The 17,913-nt window shown below is 41.2% G+C and carries 18 protein-coding genes and 1 pseudogene; 12 read left to right on the forward strand and 7 right to left on the reverse strand.

Features of this window, described 5'->3' with window-relative positions; all coding sequences use genetic code 11:
• Window positions 1-26: 26 nt before the first annotated feature.
• Together RMY64_RS02845 and lepB are read right to left on the reverse strand one after the other, a co-directional pair.
• Window positions 27-812 carry an MOSC domain-containing protein gene (locus RMY64_RS02845; protein WP_322699253.1) on the reverse strand — a complete coding sequence of 262 codons (786 nt, stop codon included), beginning with the start codon at window positions 810-812 and terminating at the stop codon, window positions 27-29.
• Window positions 813-1,226: 414 nt separating this feature from the next.
• Window positions 1,227-1,868, reverse strand: coding sequence for a signal peptidase I (gene lepB / locus RMY64_RS02850; RefSeq protein WP_322671642.1), 642 nt, complete (start codon window positions 1,866-1,868; stop codon window positions 1,227-1,229).
• Between the two features lie 417 nt (window positions 1,869-2,285).
• On the opposite strand from lepB, the gene RMY64_RS02855 reads away from it, so the two are divergent.
• The 3 genes from RMY64_RS02855 (at window position 2,286) to RMY64_RS02865 (ending at window position 6,517) form a co-directional block, all read left to right on the forward strand.
• Window positions 2,286-3,605 carry a dihydroorotase gene (locus RMY64_RS02855; RefSeq protein ID WP_322699254.1) on the forward strand — a complete coding sequence of 440 codons (1,320 nt, stop codon included), beginning with the start codon at window positions 2,286-2,288 and terminating at the stop codon, window positions 3,603-3,605.
• Window positions 3,606-4,304: 699 nt separating this feature from the next.
• The gene (locus tag RMY64_RS02860; protein WP_322699255.1) at window positions 4,305-5,480 is read left to right on the forward strand and encodes a patatin-like phospholipase family protein; all 1,176 of its coding nucleotides are present in this window, start codon (window positions 4,305-4,307) and stop codon (window positions 5,478-5,480) included.
• A 476-nt stretch (window positions 5,481-5,956) separates the two neighbouring features.
• Window positions 5,957-6,517, forward strand: a complete 561-nt coding sequence (locus RMY64_RS02865) for a nitrate transporter (protein WP_322699256.1) — start codon at window positions 5,957-5,959, stop codon at window positions 6,515-6,517.
• A 389-nt stretch (window positions 6,518-6,906) separates the two neighbouring features.
• Here RMY64_RS02865 and RMY64_RS02870 read toward each other — a convergent pair whose 3' ends face one another.
• Both RMY64_RS02870 and RMY64_RS02875 read right to left on the reverse strand, forming a co-directional pair.
• Complete coding sequence (locus RMY64_RS02870) at window positions 6,907-8,313, reverse strand: collagen-like protein (RefSeq protein WP_322699257.1); 1,407 nt, start codon at window positions 8,311-8,313, stop codon at window positions 6,907-6,909.
• Window positions 8,314-8,648: 335 nt separating this feature from the next.
• Window positions 8,649-9,536, reverse strand: a complete 888-nt coding sequence (locus tag RMY64_RS02875; protein WP_322699258.1) for a pirin family protein — start codon at window positions 9,534-9,536, stop codon at window positions 8,649-8,651.
• A gap of 149 nt (window positions 9,537-9,685) precedes the next feature.
• Between RMY64_RS02875 and RMY64_RS02880 the strand changes: the two genes are divergently transcribed.
• Both RMY64_RS02880 and RMY64_RS02885 read left to right on the forward strand, forming a co-directional pair.
• On the forward strand, window positions 9,686-10,174 hold the full coding sequence (locus tag RMY64_RS02880; protein ID WP_322671636.1) for a rhodanese-like domain-containing protein: 489 nt from the start codon (window positions 9,686-9,688) through the stop codon (window positions 10,172-10,174).
• 264 nt (window positions 10,175-10,438) lie between these two features.
• On the forward strand, window positions 10,439-11,194 hold the full coding sequence (locus RMY64_RS02885; RefSeq protein WP_322671635.1) for a TIGR04283 family arsenosugar biosynthesis glycosyltransferase: 756 nt from the start codon (window positions 10,439-10,441) through the stop codon (window positions 11,192-11,194).
• Here RMY64_RS02885 and RMY64_RS02890 read toward each other — a convergent pair.
• Complete coding sequence (locus RMY64_RS02890) at window positions 11,179-11,880, reverse strand: DUF547 domain-containing protein (protein ID WP_322671634.1); 702 nt, start codon at window positions 11,878-11,880, stop codon at window positions 11,179-11,181. The two genes, RMY64_RS02885 and RMY64_RS02890, sit on opposite strands and share 16 nt — an antisense overlap.
• 166 nt (window positions 11,881-12,046) lie before the next feature.
• Between RMY64_RS02890 and RMY64_RS02895 the strand changes: the two genes are divergently transcribed.
• From RMY64_RS02895 to RMY64_RS02905, 3 genes are all read left to right on the forward strand, one after another.
• Window positions 12,047-12,436 carry a hypothetical protein gene (locus RMY64_RS02895; RefSeq protein WP_322671633.1) on the forward strand — a complete coding sequence of 130 codons (390 nt, stop codon included), beginning with the start codon at window positions 12,047-12,049 and terminating at the stop codon, window positions 12,434-12,436.
• A gap of 79 nt (window positions 12,437-12,515) precedes the next feature.
• Complete coding sequence (locus RMY64_RS02900; RefSeq protein ID WP_322671632.1) at window positions 12,516-12,662, forward strand: hypothetical protein; 147 nt, start codon at window positions 12,516-12,518, stop codon at window positions 12,660-12,662.
• A gap of 34 nt (window positions 12,663-12,696) precedes the next feature.
• Window positions 12,697-12,918, forward strand: coding sequence for a type II toxin-antitoxin system HicB family antitoxin (locus RMY64_RS02905; RefSeq protein ID WP_094351377.1), 222 nt, complete (start codon window positions 12,697-12,699; stop codon window positions 12,916-12,918).
• Here RMY64_RS02905 and RMY64_RS02910 read toward each other — a convergent pair.
• Window positions 12,915-13,376 (reverse strand): PH domain-containing protein, encoded by a 462-nt coding sequence (locus RMY64_RS02910; protein ID WP_322671631.1) that lies wholly within the window; start codon window positions 13,374-13,376, stop codon window positions 12,915-12,917. The two genes, RMY64_RS02905 and RMY64_RS02910, sit on opposite strands and share 4 nt — an antisense overlap.
• 73 nt (window positions 13,377-13,449) lie before the next feature.
• On the opposite strand from RMY64_RS02910, the gene cobJ reads away from it, so the two are divergent.
• The 4 genes and pseudogenes from cobJ to RMY64_RS02930 all read left to right on the forward strand — a co-directional run.
• Entirely contained in the window at window positions 13,450-15,168 is a 1,719-nt protein-coding gene (cobJ, locus tag RMY64_RS02915) for a precorrin-3B C(17)-methyltransferase (protein ID WP_322699259.1), read from the forward strand.
• Window positions 15,169-15,209: 41 nt separating this feature from the next.
• Window positions 15,210-15,452 carry a hypothetical protein gene (locus RMY64_RS02920; RefSeq protein ID WP_322686229.1) on the forward strand — a complete coding sequence of 81 codons (243 nt, stop codon included), beginning with the start codon at window positions 15,210-15,212 and terminating at the stop codon, window positions 15,450-15,452.
• A gap of 533 nt (window positions 15,453-15,985) precedes the next feature.
• Window positions 15,986-17,032 (forward strand): glycosyltransferase family 2 protein, encoded by a 1,047-nt coding sequence (locus RMY64_RS02925; RefSeq protein WP_322671629.1) that lies wholly within the window; start codon window positions 15,986-15,988, stop codon window positions 17,030-17,032.
• Window positions 17,033-17,161: 129 nt separating this feature from the next.
• A pseudogene (locus RMY64_RS02930) lies at window positions 17,162-17,267 on the forward strand (ISKra4 family transposase); the annotation flags it as partial.
• A gap of 61 nt (window positions 17,268-17,328) precedes the next feature.
• Here the strand turns inward: RMY64_RS02930 and RMY64_RS02935 are convergent.
• Window positions 17,329-17,691 (reverse strand): DUF2809 domain-containing protein, encoded by a 363-nt coding sequence (locus RMY64_RS02935; protein ID WP_322671628.1) that lies wholly within the window; start codon window positions 17,689-17,691, stop codon window positions 17,329-17,331.
• Between the last annotated feature and the right edge of the window lie 222 nt (window positions 17,692-17,913).

Genomic DNA, 17,913 nt, shown 5'->3' on the forward strand with positions numbered 1-17,913 from the left:
TTTATTTTGACAAATTGTTAACTTTTTTATATAATTATTTCTACTTTATCGCCAATTTGTAAAATTTTTTCGGCTGATGATGGCGGCAGTTGAGTATTGATACTCAATCGATAAAAGTGATTAAAAGGCGATGAAGCAACCCAATTTGGCAAAGTTGCTTGTCGCTGGGTTGTAAAGATTTTTTGAAAGTTTGGGTAAGCTTCCCCTAAATAAGAATTGCGTGTTGGAACTATACAACGCTGACATGGGTTAACCCCAAAAAAGTCTACATCTCCCACTCGAAAAGAGACTAAATCACCTTGTTCGCTAAATAGCCGATCTTCCCAAAATGCTGGTACACCACCAACCTCGATGTTGGCACGCATCCGACGGCGCATTTCATCTACACTTAAACCAGGAAACCAAGAAGCTACCTCTGCCAATGTGGCCGTACTAATTACCGTTGGGCCAAGTGAGTGTGTATCGTCAGGAAAACCCATCAAAGAGTTTTGTCTTAATGTGACAGCAAACTCAAAATAATCACTCAAAGTTGCTTCTAATGCTTGCCGTTCCTCATCCAGATGAAAAATTTGTTGTAAGTTGCGATCGGGAATTTGCAACGAGATAGTTCTATTTAAGAGTGCAAATTGTGCCCTTATTAAATGGATTTTAGCATGACGCTTACCATTGACAAATCTACCTTGTTCGTCAAAAAGGGCAAACTCGCGGTCATACTGTAGTGCGCCACTGGCAAGAACTCTAGCGTTCTCAACTTCAACACCATCCAGTGATTTAACTGGATACAGTAAAATCTTAGCTAGGTAAGGCGTCACGTCGCTTCGCTCCGAATTAAAAATTCAAAATTCACGCATTCAAACATTTTAGACACCCGTCAAAAGAGGCAGGGGAGCAGGGAGCAAGGGGGAGGATTGGACGGAGCTTGATACTCCGACCAATCAAGAACGTCCTTTATGACGGGGCTTGATACCCATGTTCCGCTTTGCTTCACGGCTTCGGGGCAGGGGGAGCAATCCCTGCCCCCTGCCCCCTGCCCCTTTGCCCTTTTCCCTCTTCGGTCATAGAAATATTTGGATTTGAGATTTGGCGAAAAGTCGCAGTATCTCGCAAAGAGCGAACTGAACTTTTCAACACGGATTTTGGATTTTAGATTGGTGATTTAGTAGTACCCAATCTAAAATCTAAAATTCTTTTGTTAATGAGCTATTTGAGCAATATTGTTTGTTAATTTATGGATATACTGGCGATTTATCGATTCCGCCAACATGATTTAAAGGCCAGAAGCGAACTACAGCACGTCCAATGATATTCTGGCGAGGGACAACACCCCAGCAGCGGCTGTCATAACTACTGTTACGATTATCACCCAGTACTAAATATGAATCGGTTGGTATAGTCTGGGGTTTGGCCAAAAAAGGTGGCTGTGGCCCTGATTGGCAAACATCAATAACTGTAGTCTGCCCAGAACTGAGGTAATTAGATTCTGGCAGAGGTTTGTCGTTGATATAGACTTTGCCATCCTTAAGTTGTATTTTCTCTCCAGGTAAGCCAATTATACGTTTAATAAAAGCATCTTGATATTGTTCTTTTTGTAGCTCTTTCGTAGGTGAAAATACTACTATATCTCCCCGCTGTGGGTCAGCAAATTTATACTTCAACTTATCGACAATAATTTTGTCTGCCTCCCACTGGTTTGGCGTACCATGCAGAGTTGGTTCCATTGAGCCAGAAGGAATCCAGCGTGCTTCAGCAACAAAGGTACGAATTCCCAGAGCTAGAACGATGCTCAATACAATTGTTCTACCTAGCTCTGCGATCCAGGAATTATCGGGTTGTTGACTAGAGTTGTTATCAGACACTTGATTATGCATGAAATTACTTAACTTAACGAAAGACGTAGGTAATTAACTCGCCTAGTGAGACTTTATCTGTTAATCTTAACGGGAAAATTTTAATTTCCTAATTATGTTTGCATCTTGACTACCAATTTGAGATTGTGGATTGGGAAGGAGATAGGAGGGAGGGGGCAGGGGGCAGGGGGCAGGAGTAGGTTTCAATTTAGATGAGGCTTCTATATAAGACAGACGCTTTCGCGTTCAACCTTATCTAATTGCAGTCCACCAAATCGGAGATTTTGTGGCGGAATTAAACTCCTGCTGCCTCTCTTGTTAAAAATAAACTTTTTTTTAAGGTGCGGCAAAAATTGGTTACTCCGATCGCGAATAAGTTTAACCTAAAAGCATGGTTCTCTGTAATACATAGCTCGCTGTTTAAACTTGGTTATCCCTATGTCATCGCCAAAAATGTTACTGATTCGCCAAGCTCGCATAATCTTACCCGATGGTGAACTGATGGTTGGGGATGTGTTGACGCGCGATCGCCAAATAGTCGAAGTTGCGCCAGAAATCTCCCAAACAGCACTAGCCACTGAAATTGACGCAGAAGGCTTAACTTTGTTGCCAGGAGTTATCGATCCGCAGGTGCATTTCCGGGAACCTGGACTAGAACACAAGGAAGATTTATTCACCGCTAGTTGTGCCTGTGCTAAAGGGGGAGTCACTTCTTTTTTAGAAATGCCCAATACGCGCCCCCTAACTACGACACAACAGGCTTTAGACGACAAGCTAGAACGGGCCTCACACAAATCCTTAGTTAATTATGGCTTTTTTATTGGGGCAACAGCAGAGAGTTTACCAGATTTGCTCTTAGCAAAGCCAACACCGGGAATTAAGATTTTCATGGGGTCGATGCATGGTCAGTTGCTAGTTGATGGCGAAACAGCATTGGAGGCGATATTTGCCAAAGGCGATCGCTTAATTGCCGTTCATGCCGAAGACCAAGCTAGAATCAACCAACGCCGCCAAGAATTTGCCAACATTCACGACCCAGCCGTTCACTCGCAAATTCAAGATAATCAAGCGGCGTTGCTGGCAACCCAACTAGCATTAAAACTTTCTCAAAAATATCAACGTCGGTTGCATATTCTCCATATGTCAACAGCCGAAGAAGCAGATTTGCTGCGTCAGGAGAAACCGAGTTGGGTGACAGCAGAGGTGACACCACAGCATTTGTTATTAAATACTAGTGCATATAAAACAATTGGCACATTAGCACAGATGAATCCACCTTTGCGATCGCCCCACGATAACGAAGTTCTCTGGCAAGCTTTGCGCGATGGCGTGATTGATTTCATTGCCACAGATCACGCGCCACATACCTTAGAAGAAAAAGCTCAAGAATATCCCAATAGCCCTTCGGGAATGCCTGGGGTGGAAACTTCCCTCGCTTTGATGTTAACTGCGGCAATGGAGGGCAAGTGTACTGTGGCTCAAGTTGTAAACTGGATGTCTAAAGCTGTAGCTGTGGCTTATGGTATTCCGAATAAGGGAGCGATCGCCCCTGGTTACGATGCCGATTTGGTGCTTGTAGATTTAAACACATACCGCCCAGTCCAGCGCGAAGAACTTTTAACCAAATGCCATTGGAGTCCTTTTGAAGGCTGGAACCTGACTGGCTGGGCTAAAACCACTATTGTCGGCGGTGAAATAGTTTATGACAAAGGCCAGGTAAATACGCAAGTGCGGGGTCAACCTTTAACTTTCTTGTAGCAAATATTTATTTAACTTTACAGCAACTACATGAGGTATATTCCTCACAACGTAGAAATTTGCTGTATTTCTAAGTGTTTCAAGTTGAATCTTCAATAACTACTCCATTTTTGCGATCGGATTACCTATTTAGATCGCAAAAGATGTGATAAATCATCACAAAGACGCGATAAATTGCCGTCAAGACGAAAGATTGACTATTGTAGAGACGGCGATTCATCGCGTCTCTTGCCTTAACCGAACAGTATTGCGCAAGGCGGAGCCTCTAGGACGGCATTCCCAGTCGAAGACTGGGAACGAGATAATATTTAAAAGCTGGTTTTGAGGCTGGCTTTCACGTTAAGTTGACACCAATACTACGCATACCGCCCTCTACAGATAAGCAAGCTATAGGTCAATACAGTTCAGTTAAGAAAACTGCTTTGTTGGGTTGCGCTTTGCTTCACCCAACAAAGCTATGAAAGTGTTGGGTTTCGTTCCTCAGCCCAACTTACACAACTTAAGGTTTTTGGCGTTAACTGAACTGTATTGAGCTATAGGTAGTGTCTCGTAGAGAAGGGAATTCGTTAAAAAAAAACTTAGGTATTCTTCCAGTCGGATAAATCGGATAAGTCGGATAAGAGTAAACAAGCTAATGGAATTGTATTGTGGTTCATCTCACGATCCTTGTCCACAAAAAAATAATCAAAAAGAATTGCTATGTCCTTCAAAATTTTGGCTTTAGACGGTGGCGGTATTCGTGGAATTGTTGCAGCACGAATACTTCAACAAGTAGAACAAGAAATTAGAAATCAGGGAAAAGGAGAGTTTTTACACGAATATTTTGACATGGTTGCTGGTACGTCTACTGGTTCGATATTAGCAGGAGGGATTGCTACCGGAAAGGAAAGTGATGAACTTATTAAAATGTATAAAAATAGAGGTAAAGATATATTCCCTCTGGAAATAAAAGAGCGCTACAAAAACTTTCCGTCCATCATCAAATCAATTATTGATGTATTTTCCCCATCTAAATATTCTCATGATGGAATTACTAGCGTACTCAAAGATGCTTATAAATCCACAAGAATCAAGGATATCGAAAAACCCATTCTTTTGATTCTTGCTTACGATACGCTATATCGCAACACTACCTTTTTTACAAATTGTCATCCAGATTTAGGAGACAGATGGTACGATGACTGTTATTTATGGGAAATATGTACCGCTTCTGCCTCAGCACCTACTTTTTTTCCACCATATAAATTAGAACCTGTAGATAAACAAAAATTTGGTGACTGGGAATTCCCCCACATTGATGGAGGAGTTTCTGCTAATAACCCTGCTCTGGCAGCTTTGAGTTTAGCGATGAGGATTAGCCAGTCTTCAGTATCTCCAGAAATCAAGCACCAATATAAACTACATAATCTGCGATTAGAAGATATTTCTATCCTTTCTATTGGCACAGGTCAAACTGGTCAACCATATCAATATAAGCAAATCAGCAAATGGAGAGGTTTAGACTGGATCAAAAATCTTACTAACATCTTCATGGAACCTACATCTGAGATTGATAGTACGATTTGCCGACAAATTATGGGTGGATATGAGTCTAAACGTTACTTACGTCTTCAGTTTGACTTAAATGAAACATTTAAACCCAAACCAAAAGAGACTTATAAAGATCCTCGCATTGTCTTACCTCCAGAAGAGCGGAAAAATAAATTTACAGGGGAAAAAGTCACTGAAGAAATAGATAATACTAATTCCGTGATTCTTCAGCAGTTAATAGATACTACTTCTGCATTCATTGAGGAAGGTCTTACGTACTATACCAGAGACGATTCCGGTTCTCCAATAAAAAAGGCGATCGCGTCTTTTATTAAAGATAACTAGCCATCTGTGTCATTATTTACAATTGTCTACAATTGGTTGGGGTTTGAATACCCATCCAATTGATTTTTACATACCGTTCAAGACTTTTTTGGCTCGTTGCATCAGCTTAGATAGTCAAGGAGCGATGCCTACGGTGGTCACTGAGCCTTGCCGAAGTGCGGTAAACTACGCACGTCAGATATAACAATAACTGCCTTCTTTGATAAATTATCGAAATTGTATTTAATTTACTAATTAAAATTTGCTTTTCTGATAAAGTTTAGTCAAGTCAAGCTTTACCTCTTCTTTGTACTACTCCGATCGCATCGTAATAATACCTAAGTTTTTTAATTAATAATTAACAGGAGAAGATATAAAAAATCTTTTAGCAACAAAATAGAATGTGTAATCAAATACATTTTTCTCAGCCCTGTTTTGTGTTGTTGCCGCAGTATATACCGAATGTTTTCCATGAGAACTGAGGCAGAGAAAATAATATGTTTTTAGACATTTTAGCTAGCCTACAACGGTTATTTGTCGGTTATATTCCAGCCGCTGTCTTGGGTAGTTTTATCGGATATTTCATCAGCATAAATAGCATGGTTTATCAGCTATTTCGGCTGATATTTCAGATACCTCATAGTATCCCCCCTATCGCTTTGCTACCTATTGCTCTAATTGCGTTTCAAGAGAGCGACTCGGCTGCTATTGTAGTAGTTTTTGTGGGAACTCTTTGGACGATGATTATTAATACAGCAATAGGGATGCGGCATTTCAAGAGACAGAATAATAACTTTCGAGTAGCTATTTTTCACATATTTCATGCCTTGAAAGTTAGCATTTGGGTAGCCTGGTTTATCGTTATTGCCACAGAAATGTTAACAGGGCCAAGAGGACTTGGCTTTACCCTCTGGGATGCTTATAAAGCTGGCAATACTGATTATATAATCCAGGAAATATTATACATCGGTATTATTGGCTTTTTGCTGGATCAGTTACTAGATTTCGCAGCCTATATTCTCTCGCAAATGGTTTCAGATGGAAAAAAATCTTCTTAAACTTTATCGAGCAGAATTCAGGAGTCATACCATTTTAGATTTTGGATTTTAGATTTTGGATTGGAAATTGCCTTGTGCGTCTGGCTTGGTGTGAATCCATCTGTCGCAATCATTTTTCAAAATGGTGTCAGGAGTCAGAATGAATTGTGTACGAGTGGCAGGTAGCGCAGCGTAATACCATTTCACGAAAAATCTGATACAGATGTAACCTCTGAAAGCTTTGCTGCATCTAAATTTCTCAATTGCGAATTGCGTTAGCGAGGAACGAGCGTCATTGCGAATTGCGAATTGGTATAAAGCCTAGCCTTCTCTTCTCCCAAAGGTAGACGCTACGCGCAGCTTTTTGTAGAGAGCGTTTTGATTCAGAATTCTGAATTCTGAATTCTTCTTTATCTAGGCTTGCGGATTGCACCCTGCCAGCTAATAGTTTGCTTGGCAGAACGTATTCCTAAAGAACGAGTTGCTACGACTTCAATATCAACGTTGACACCAGGGCGTAAAGCTTCGTCAGGAATTTTGAGCTTGCCCAAAGCTAGAATAAAACGGTTGTAGTCACGAGTCACAAGTTCGGTGGGAATATCCCCTTCAAATTCAGTTTTGTAGCCAGAAAAACCGTGCGAGCTATCTTGGGCGCGGAATTTCACGCGAAATTGAGTATTAATAGCATCAGACTTGGCTGCCAAATCAACTATTTTTAAGTTGAGATTTTGTCCGGCATCGGCAAACTCTGCTACAGCTAACCGGGTGACATCTTTTTTGGGAATGGCATGGTTAACGGTAAATGTTGTCAAGTTAGCCTCACTTTTGCTGTTACCTTCAACCCATAATTCCTCAGAAAAATTAATTTCTACTTGTTTGTTATCAGTTAAATTTAGTGTTACGGTTTGATTGCCAAAGCTGGTAATAGGTTGTCTTTCTTGCCAATCTATTTGAAAAGCCTCTTCTAGACGCTGTTCAAACTCTCGATAATCATCGGCGATCGCAGAACCAGGCGCAAGTAGAGAAGCTGCCCCTATGCGTTGATTCCACTTATTCTTCGAGAGTTGAAACTGTTTGTTTATCAGTTCTGACATTGCTAGCTGCACAGTTGGAGTATCAGCTGCCAAAGGTTCCTTGCTATTGACAATACTCAAAGTTCCTAAGCGCCCTTGGCTACCATCGCTACCATCGCTGCCATCTCGCCCATCGCTACCATCGCTACATCGATAAACCTTTTCAGTACACTTGTAATCAGGGCTACCAGGAGTTCCCTCGCAGGTTTTTACTTCCCATCTTCGTCTGTGACAGTTACAACCTTCCGTACCGTCACCGCCTCTACCGCCGCGCCCACCTTCGCCACTAGTTGCCCGAACAGAAATATTCCGTAAGTCTGCTAAATTGCTGTAATACACTGTCAAAGAACCACCATTTCCCCCATCTCCTCCTTTGCCACCATTACCGCCACTACCACCATCTGGTGCGTTTATATCATGGCTGACGCGATCGCCGCGTTGGGAACCACAGTCAGGTTGATAACCATCTTCACCGTCTTCCCCGTCTTCACCATCTTTACCCGACAAGTCAAGATTTACAGGTGAACCATTGACAAAAATATTTTGGTTTTCACCGCTGCTACCATCTCTACCCGATCGCCCATCGGTTCCGGCGCGTCCATCTCTGCCATAATTTCTAGCTATTTTATAGTATTCATCAGAGGCAACGGCTGGACATAAAACTGAACCAGAGGCAGGCAAAAAGCTAGTAAATAAGCAGAATGTCAGCAGTAGTGGCAGTTTACTCCTAAAACCATTGTGCATCTATTTACACCTAAAACTTTAGTTGAATTATCTACTCCTGACGCTGAGTTTCAACAATTTGCTCCCTCTTGTCCAGTGAGATCGTGTTTGGTTAAAGACTTATCATTAAGACCGCTCTAGGGGCAGAGGAGCAGAGGGGCAGAGGGGAATTGTCCCAAAGCGATCGCCCATAAGAGTAACTAGCAACTTGGGTTAATAGTGATTTTTTTCTGACTCTATTGGTTAGAACATGGTAGCCACTGGGTCAGTTTACGCCAAAGACTCACTTTATATTCAAATACCTCTTAAACTTGGGCATCCTGAAGCAAGGTAGTGAGTGTCCAAGTGTGACACACTTATGAAAAAGGATTAGCTTCTGTTACCACTTCTGGCAGTGGAATAAACTCCGTTTCATCTGGCACCCTAGCAAAGCGATAGTCGCGCCAATCAGCTTTCGCTTGCTCTATTCGCTCTGGTCGGCTAGAGACAAAATTCCACCATTTGTAGCGTGTACCTAACGGCTCACCGCCAATAATAATACATCGAGCAGCAGCTGTAGCAGAAACCTCAACCCGATCGCCTGACTCTAGAATAGCGAGACGATATTGCTCCATCGGTTCACCATTAATCCTCAATCCCTCTGTGACACTGTATACTGCCCTTTGTGAATAATCTGTAGGGATAGTGAAGTGGGTGTTAGCAGACAACACTGCATCTAAATAGAGGATAGGTGAGAGAATTTTTACAGGTGAGGTATAGCCAAATGCTTGCCCAGCAATAAGTTTGATCGTAACGCCATTCTCTTCCCAGGAGGGAAGGATTTCAGCAGGATAGTGAATGAATGTTGGTTCGGTTTCTTCGTGTTCAACAGGTAAGGCAACCCAGGTTTGAATGCCATGAATAGTAGTTTCTTGCTGACGGTCAAAATCAGGTGAGCGTTCTGAATGGACAATCCCCTTTCCTGCTGTCATCCAGTTAACTGCACCTGGTTGGATTTCCTGCACAGTACCCAAACTATCGCGATGCATCAAAGCACCATCAAATAAATAAGTTACTGTTGCCAGATTAATATGAGGATGTGGTCGGACATCGATGCCTTGATTGGGGGGCATAACGGACGGCCCAAGATGATCGAAAAAGATAAACGGCCCAACCGTTTGGCGATTAGGATATGGCAAACTGCGGCGGGCAGAAAAACCACCCAGATTTTTAACTTCGGGTTCAATCAGTTGAAGAATTGCCATAAATAATCGCATGTGATTAGTAAATGCTGTAATTATTATAAGTATATTTACTTGCAAATAAGCTAATCTTGATGAGTTATCTGTTTGTTTTGGAGAGTTGATGCCAATGCGATCGCCTGTTTTTTGCTAGTTTTTTCCTATTAGAAGTATTGTTTCTCAACCAAAGAGTCTTTTCACAAGTGCGATCGCTCACGTTTAACTTTCTTAAACTTCTGATTAGATTTCAGTTTCCTACTGTTGAGGAAATTGATTGCAACCAATTAGCTCAATTACTATCAGATTCTGCAAAGCCTCGTCCATTAGTGCTAGATGCACGAAGTCAAGCTGAGTATGCAGTTAGTCATATCGAAACAGCAGTACGCATAGATCCTCTCACAGAGGACTTAGCAGCAGTTGCAATTTTCCAAGATAGACCAATTGTTGTGTACTGTGCTGTTGGCTATCGGAGTGCAAAATTAGCCCAAAAACTTGATGAAGCCGGGATGAAGTGCATTTATAACTTGAGTGGTGGGATTTTTCAGTGGGCAAACGAAGACAGGCCTATCTTTCAAAATAGGCATCCGACAAAGGTTGTACATCCTTACAATGCAATCTGGGGAAAACTGCTAAAAACTATTTACCATGCTCAGGAGTATTGACCTTTGGACTAATATCATGTTCGCTTCATTACTTATTAAACCCAAAGAACCCTACCCCGCCAAAGCTACACTTCGTCTCCCCTCCCGAAGAGCGGGGAGGGGATTAAGGGGAGCCAGTGCGGTCTTGGGGTCTCCCCAAGTGGAGCATCTGGCGTGTGGGGTGCAATGACTGTGGAAATCATAACTAATTATGCGAACATGATATAAGAGCTTGTCAACATTAAGTAAGTAGAATAAAAGCAACGATAAAACTACTTATACTGCATGTCTCAAGTTTCGATTGTCATTCCTACTTTAAACGAAGCAGTTAGCTTAGGGCGTACATTAGCCCAATTAACTTTACTTAATCCGCCTGCTTTTGAAGTGATAGTAGTAGATGGTGGCAGCGAAGATGAGACAGTGGCAGTTGCAAAGCAATGCTTTGGGTCATTCAATCAGTCGCTATGCGTACAAGTTCTCTCATCTGAACAGCGTGGGCGTTCTATTCAGATGAATTACGGAGCATCGGTTGCAACTGGAGATATTCTTTGCTTTCTTCATGCAGATACTTGGGTGCCGGATGACTTAATCACCGTAATAGAGCAAACTCTAGCCGAACCAACCATTGCCTGTGGGGGGTTCATTTCTCTGATGAGTGGATCTCAAACGACTCGCTGGGGCATCTCTCTACATAATTATTTAAAAACCTACTATGCACCACTGCTATTTAAACCTCACCTGTTTTTTCGAGGATTGCGCCTGTTGTTCGGAGATCAGGTAATGTTTTGTCGTCGCACTGACTTTTGGGATTGCGACGGATTTGATGAGGCATTACCGATTATGGAAGATGGAGATTTATGCCTGAGATTGATTAAAAAAGGACGTATTTATCTGGTGAACCGCATTGTTCACTCTTCAGATCGTCGCGTCGCAAAATGGGGTAGCTGGAAAGCAAACGCAATCTACCTTTATATCGGTTTTTTGTGGGGAATTGGCGTTGATGCAAATTATCTCAAACAATTTTATCAAGATATTCGCTGATTCAGGCTCCAATCATAGTAGAGATAGGAAATCGGCGTTGAGGCATTGATTGGCAGGTCTGTTTCTAGGTAGGAGCGGATATATTCTGGAATAGAGGATTTGACCTTAAGAAAATCTTGACGATACCATTTAAAGATTTTGCTACAGTAGAGCGTTTTACTATTTGAGTCATAACGGACTTTTTCAGGATTGTTAATGAAGCGACGGGTATCTTCATCTAACTGCTGAGTAACTTGTTGAGGAAAATAAGCTCCAGCCCGCAGTAACGGGCAACCAACTGAAGCGCAGACAATTGCAAAATGAATTCGTGGCTCCTGTAATTGATTCCGTAGAATTTGGTTCTCTATTTGGGCTAAACTGTAATGTTCGTCAAATATATAATAAGCACGACGTTGGAAGAACCACAAAAAAGCCAGCCAGTTGGGAATGCCTAAGATTCGCGGACGAATTGACTCAAGTGGGTATCTTTCTAAAATTGCCGAAATGGTGAACGCATTGTAAAGGTTGATCCACAATGCCAATTGCTCAGAAGTGTTGCTATTAGATGTAAAAGCCAGATTTTTTTGACTCGACAACCAATCAGCTAGCGCTTGAGGTTGCTCAGTTTTCCAAGCAATATAGTTTACACGACCCTCTCGATCGACATATTGACGCAACAACTTGTCCCAAGGTTCAAAATCAATCATTATTGCTGTGTTTATATGTTGGCTGTAGCTAAAAGAATTCTTTGCTTTCGCGATCGCAACGTAGACTTGAATTTATACAAGTATTTATTTAACGAATTATAACAATACTATCTTTGGCAACTTGAAATCAGCGATACACTGAGGAAAATTCCTTGAGGAAGCGTTGATGGCACGGTCAAATGGGGTTACAAGTGAAACGTCTGTAGAGGAATTGCCTACAGTTTCAGATAAAAATGCGATCGCAATTGAAAATCCACCTGAGCCAGTGGAGGATGCCCAAGATATTGACGACATATTGAACTCACTAAAAACCTTACTGAGTTCTCTAGAAAAGCTCCAAAAAGTCCGGCAGGAAGTAGGCGATATTAAACCGTTAATTGGGCGGATGCTTGATGGCGAACTAGTTGCTGGTGAAGAATTGGAGCAACTCAAGACAGGTGTGAGCAGTCTTTCTCGGCTTGTTCGTGCTTATAATGACCATCAAGTAGCGTTGGCTAAAGCACAACCTGCTAGAGACTTGCTAGATCAAGTGCTGAAAGAGCGTAAAGCTAATTGAGTTGAGACTGGAGATTGGGCACAAGAGGCAGAGGGGAAAGAGGTAATTTTTTATTCTCCCCCTTTCGCCCTGCTCCCTAGTGTCCAATTTAATAAGCGATCGCACTTTTTTGAGAGAATGCGATCGCCTCTACATTGCCTTGCTGTTAACTGATCGTCTAGACATCGCACCCCTAATTACCCAAATGCGTAGACGCACAGCAACTTGGGTTAATATATCGCTGTAAACTGAAGGTATAAGTCAAACTTGCGGCTATACCCATGAATTCTTTACAAGACTACACCACTGTTATCCGTCCTGATAACAATGGTACATTTGTCGCATATATACCAGCGATTTCCGGTTGTCATGCTTGGGGACAAACACCAGATGAAGCTCGTGCTGAACTTGTCTATGTTTTTGAAATGATTCAGGAAGAATACAAAGAACAAGGACGTTCTCTACCCGAAGACGTTGAATTGGTAATTGCAAATGCCAGCTAAAGCCAGTGTTTTTTCTTAGCAACAGCCCAGCCTAGAACACTTAATAAAGCAAAGACACTTCCACCTGCTTCGCCTATATTAACAATAAAGTTTTTTCCTGATTCTGTTTTTATATTTATTTCTTGATTCTGCCTTTTAAAGGATGCTCCTAAACGTAATAAATTTTCTTTATTTATATCTACAGTTTCAATAGTCTCATAATGCAGAATATTAAATTCCTGATAATTTGTCCAAATTAATCTTTCATTAGTAATTAAGCACCAATGGTTCAAATTTACAAAGCTCAAAATACATGGTTTTTCATCTGATGCTAAAGCTACTCCTTCTAATACATAAGCTTTCGTTTCCTCAGAAAAGCTGTTAAAAGACATAATAACTTTACTATTGATTTTATATCGACGAAAAATAGAAGCTATTATGTCAGGGCTTATTGTTTTTTTTGGGATCGCATCTCGCATAAAGTCGCTGTATGTCTAAATCTATGGTTTCATTTGAAGGATATCAAATTTTGCAAGATATCTACTTACGATCATGAATGTTGCACCTGCCATTGTAGTACTAGGTCAAAATAGCGTGACAGTAGCACGCAAGATAATCAGCGTCTTACCAGGGGCGAGGCTATACGGTCTAGAGGGTCGCACATCTGGAGTTGATGTCAGCTTCACGAACTTTGGTGAGACGCTGCGCGAGTTATTTACCCAAGGAACACCGCTAATTGGCATTTGTGCCGCCGGTATTTTAATTAGGACTCTAGCTCCGGTAATCTCGGATAAACGACAGGAACCACCAGTGCTAGCTGTGGCTGAAGATGGTAGTGCTGTTGTTCCCCTGTTGGGCGGACTTGGTGGAGTGAACGATTTGGCACGCCGCATTGCTGAAGCGCTGGATGTCAAACCTGCAATTACGACCACAGGCGATTTACGTTTGGGCACAACGCTGTTATCTCCTCCCCCTGGATACCATTTAGCAAACCCAGACGATGCGAAGAAATTTATCTCAGATTTGCTAGCTGGGGCGCAAGTCAAGCTAGAAGGAATAGCGCCTTGGTTGAGCAATAGTAAACTGCCTATAGACCCAAAGGGAGATTTGACCATCCAAGTTACAGAACGTTTGGTGATTCCTAAAGCTAACTGTCTTGTCTACCACCCAGCAACGATCGCGATCGCAATGAGTGGCATGATTGATGATGCAGTAGCTTTAGTACACCAGCTACTAGCTGATGCCAAACTAGAAAAAGCATCAGTCGCCGGGATATTTGCACCCATCGCCGCCGCCGCCGATCCCGCAATCCACGCGGTAGCTAGCGCCTTAAAAGTGCCCACTCGCTTTTTTACCCCAAATCAGTTAGAAAGTCTACTTTCACAAGGTTATAGCCCCGTCCAAGCCGCAGCGATCGCCGCCACTGGGACATCCCCCCTATCTCCATCTCCCGATATTGCGATCGCTATTGCCCCTCAAGCAATCGACCCCAACACCATCGGTCAACCACGCGGAAAATTAGCGATTATTGGCACGGGCCCAGGTGGTTCGCAATGGATGTCTCCCGAAGTCAAGGAGATACTCAAGTCGGCAACTGACTTAGTGGGTTATAAAACGTATTTAGATTTAGTTGGTTCTCTGGCTGATGGCAAGCAACGGCATGAGTCTGATAACCGCGAAGAAGAAGCACGGGCAAAGATGGCCCTTGATTTGGCTGCATCTGGACGATATGTAGCTGTAGTTTCATCTGGCGACCCCGGTATCTATGCAATGGCAACAGCAGTTTTTGAGGTATGCGATCGCTATGCTAAACCAGAATGGGACAGTATCGACATTCATGTAGCCCCAGGCATCTCTGCAATGCAGGCAGCAGCAGCAGCCATTGGTGCGCCCCTTGGGCATGATTTCTGTGCTATTTCCCTCTCCGATATCTTGAAACCTTGGTCTGCGATCGCCCAACGAATTGCGGCTGCTGCTGAGGCTGATTTTGTCATTGCTTTCTACAATCCTGTTTCTAAAGAGCGTACTTGGCAACTGGCAGAAGCGAGAAATATTTTGCTGCAACATCGAACACCAGATACACCAGTAGTATTGGCCCGGAATCTCGGCCGCCCAGGACAAACGGTAAAAGCGATCGCACTTGAGCAGTTAACACCAGCAAGCGCTGATATGCGGACAATTATTCTCGTTGGTTCCACAAAAACCCGAACTATCAAGCGCCGCGATGGTAATATCTGGGTTTATACGCCGCGTCGCTATACCGAATATTAGGCACGATTGGCGCTGTCACCGAAGAGAGCAAAAAAGGCAAAATAAACACTTTTTTAAAGGCACTCAAAGATAAAGGGATGGGATTTTGCATTTTCTGTAATGCCGCGATGTCTAGCGACAAGCCGCAAAGCGTCTACGCTACTCTTTATGCTTTAGAAATAGGACAAATCAAGCGAGTTAAAATTCTTGAATGGTATGTACATCAAGGGAACGAAACACAAGCAGCTGTGGAAAATGTGCCCAACATTACTTTTTGTTCAATTCATCAATTATCAGGCTATTAACACACATAAAAATCTGAAAAACATGCATAAAAGTTCCCGAAAGCGTGCAACAGCAACTGGTACATCATCAAAATTTTTAATTTCCACAACAGCAGTCATAGTTGTGCTACTATACAACTCGTGTATGTAGTTCATTCAAACGAAAATCCCAATAAGTCTCACCTATCTGCAATATAAATGAGTAAAAACCATTGATGATTACGCTATGAAAAAATAAATTATTAAACAGAATACATTTGTCAAAAGTCAGAATTTATTCTGAATTCTGTACAAATAGCGGAGGAATCATCGGGTTCAGAATCTCACAAAACAAGAAAATTTGGTGATGCAAGAATTCATTAATGGGTCTAAATCCCCGATTGATAACGAAGCTCTTTCTCTACGAAAGGCTTCTCTTTCAGAGACACTAAGGCAACGCCAAGGAATCCTTAAGTGTTTTGATTTTGACTTCTGAATTTTGACTTCAACAAATTTTCATTGGAATTTTAACATTGTAATCTAAGCATATAGCGATTAGTCAGGAGTTTAGTTTGATGAATCCTAAAGTCTCTGTAATTATCCCTGCCTACAATACTGAAGTTTATATTAAGAAGGCAATAGAGTCAGTCTTAAATCAAACACTCACTGAGCTTGAAGTTATCGTTGTCGATGATGGGTCAACTGATAAAACTGTAGAAGTTGCAAAGAGTTTTACCGATGAACGTCTCAAAGTGATAGTTAATCCACAAAACCTTGGGGTTTCTGCTGCGCGTAATCTTGCTATCAAAGCAGCCCAAGGAGAATGGATTGCTGTTCTTGATTCAGATGACTGGTATGCTCATGAAAGATTAGAAAAGCTTGTGTTGCTGGCAGAACAAGCAAATGCAGATATGATTGCAGATGATGTTTATTTTATCAAAGATGGTGCAACATCTCCTTGGAGTACATTGATTCAAGAAAGTGGAGAACATATAGATAAAATTCTCCAAATTGATATCGTTTATTTTGTAAAAACTGATGTTTATGGAAAAGCAGGACTACATCTTGGTTTAAGCAAGCCCCTGTTCAAACGAGAATTTTTGGTTAAACACAGCATTGAGTACGATGAAAGCCTAAGCATAGCTGAGGACTTTTGGCTTGATATGAAATGTTTAATTAATGGCGCTCGCTTTTTTCTAGTGCCAGAAGCCTATTATTTCTACCGTTCACGCTCTTCTTCTCTTGTACGTGAAAGCCGATTAAAACGTCTAAATCAATCTTGCATATCTACTGATTCTTTCATGCAGCAAAAAGTTGTGGAAAAAAATCCAGCTTTAATGCGTGCTCTGTCTTATAATCTTGCAGTTTACAACAGAACTTTAGCTTACTATCAAGTTTTATTGCCTCTCAAGCAAGGAAATTGGTTATTAGCATTGAAAGAACTCACAAAAAAACCGAGCGTTTTTTATGATTTTATTTCTAGATGTAACAATATTATTAAACGTCGATTTCAATACTATGTGATGGGTAATAAATTAGTTTTTGAAATGCCTTATAATCTCCAAATAAAACGAAGAAAATCAACGCATCCCAATTTTTATTCTTCCAAAAATAATAAATAAGTAAGACCAAAAGATTGTTACAAAAATATGAGGTAAGGGAGTAATCGGACAACCCTGTGACTAGAAAGATTATAAAGATTATAAAGCTGTACGTCTTCTAACTTGGTTGCGATGCCTACGGCGGGCTGCGCCTACGCAGCCTCATTCCAAGAAAATAATCTTGTAGTCTAATTTGGTTAACAGCCAAATCATAGCTCCTATACTGACCTGTATTGGAGATGGACATGATGGAATTTAGAATATTATTCGTGAATTTACTCTCCCTATTGAACGCCGCGAAATACTCGATCGAGTAATCATGTCCTATTTTCCAACCATAGAACTATTATGATACCTATTGCATAAGCAATAATATCTTTCCAATCAAATACACTTCCCAAAGCAACAGCCAGAATCTTGTATTTTTGTAATCCTAAATTATTTACAAAATTAAAATATTGCAGAATCTCAATTGCACAAGAAAAGGCAAAAACTGATAAAGCGACTATCGATGAGTGTATATTCCAAAAAGCTTTGACAAAGCAATAAATTAATATAACTACTAAAACATCACCGATAAAAGGACGAATAAAACTATCATTTATAAAAACTGCAATACATACCTCTATTAAAAATAGTAAAAGTGTCAGGTAAAAATATTTTTTATTGAAGATAAACATGGCAATCAATAGCGCTCAAAAAATACCTACTTTGACTATCAACCTCTTTAATTTTTGATAGACTCTGTTAAAAATTCTATTATTACTAATCCCTCTTTTGTTACTACGGGGAGAGTATAATCAGGAAGAAAAACCGAAACAGTAAGTAACTCTGATGGTTACGTAGCGCAGGGAAGCAGTAAATACAGTCGGCTTCATAGATAACTATTGTCAACACTATTA

Source organism: Nostoc sp. DedQUE08, from assembly GCF_034530895.1.
GTDB lineage: Bacteria > Cyanobacteriota > Cyanobacteriia > Cyanobacteriales > Nostocaceae > Nostoc.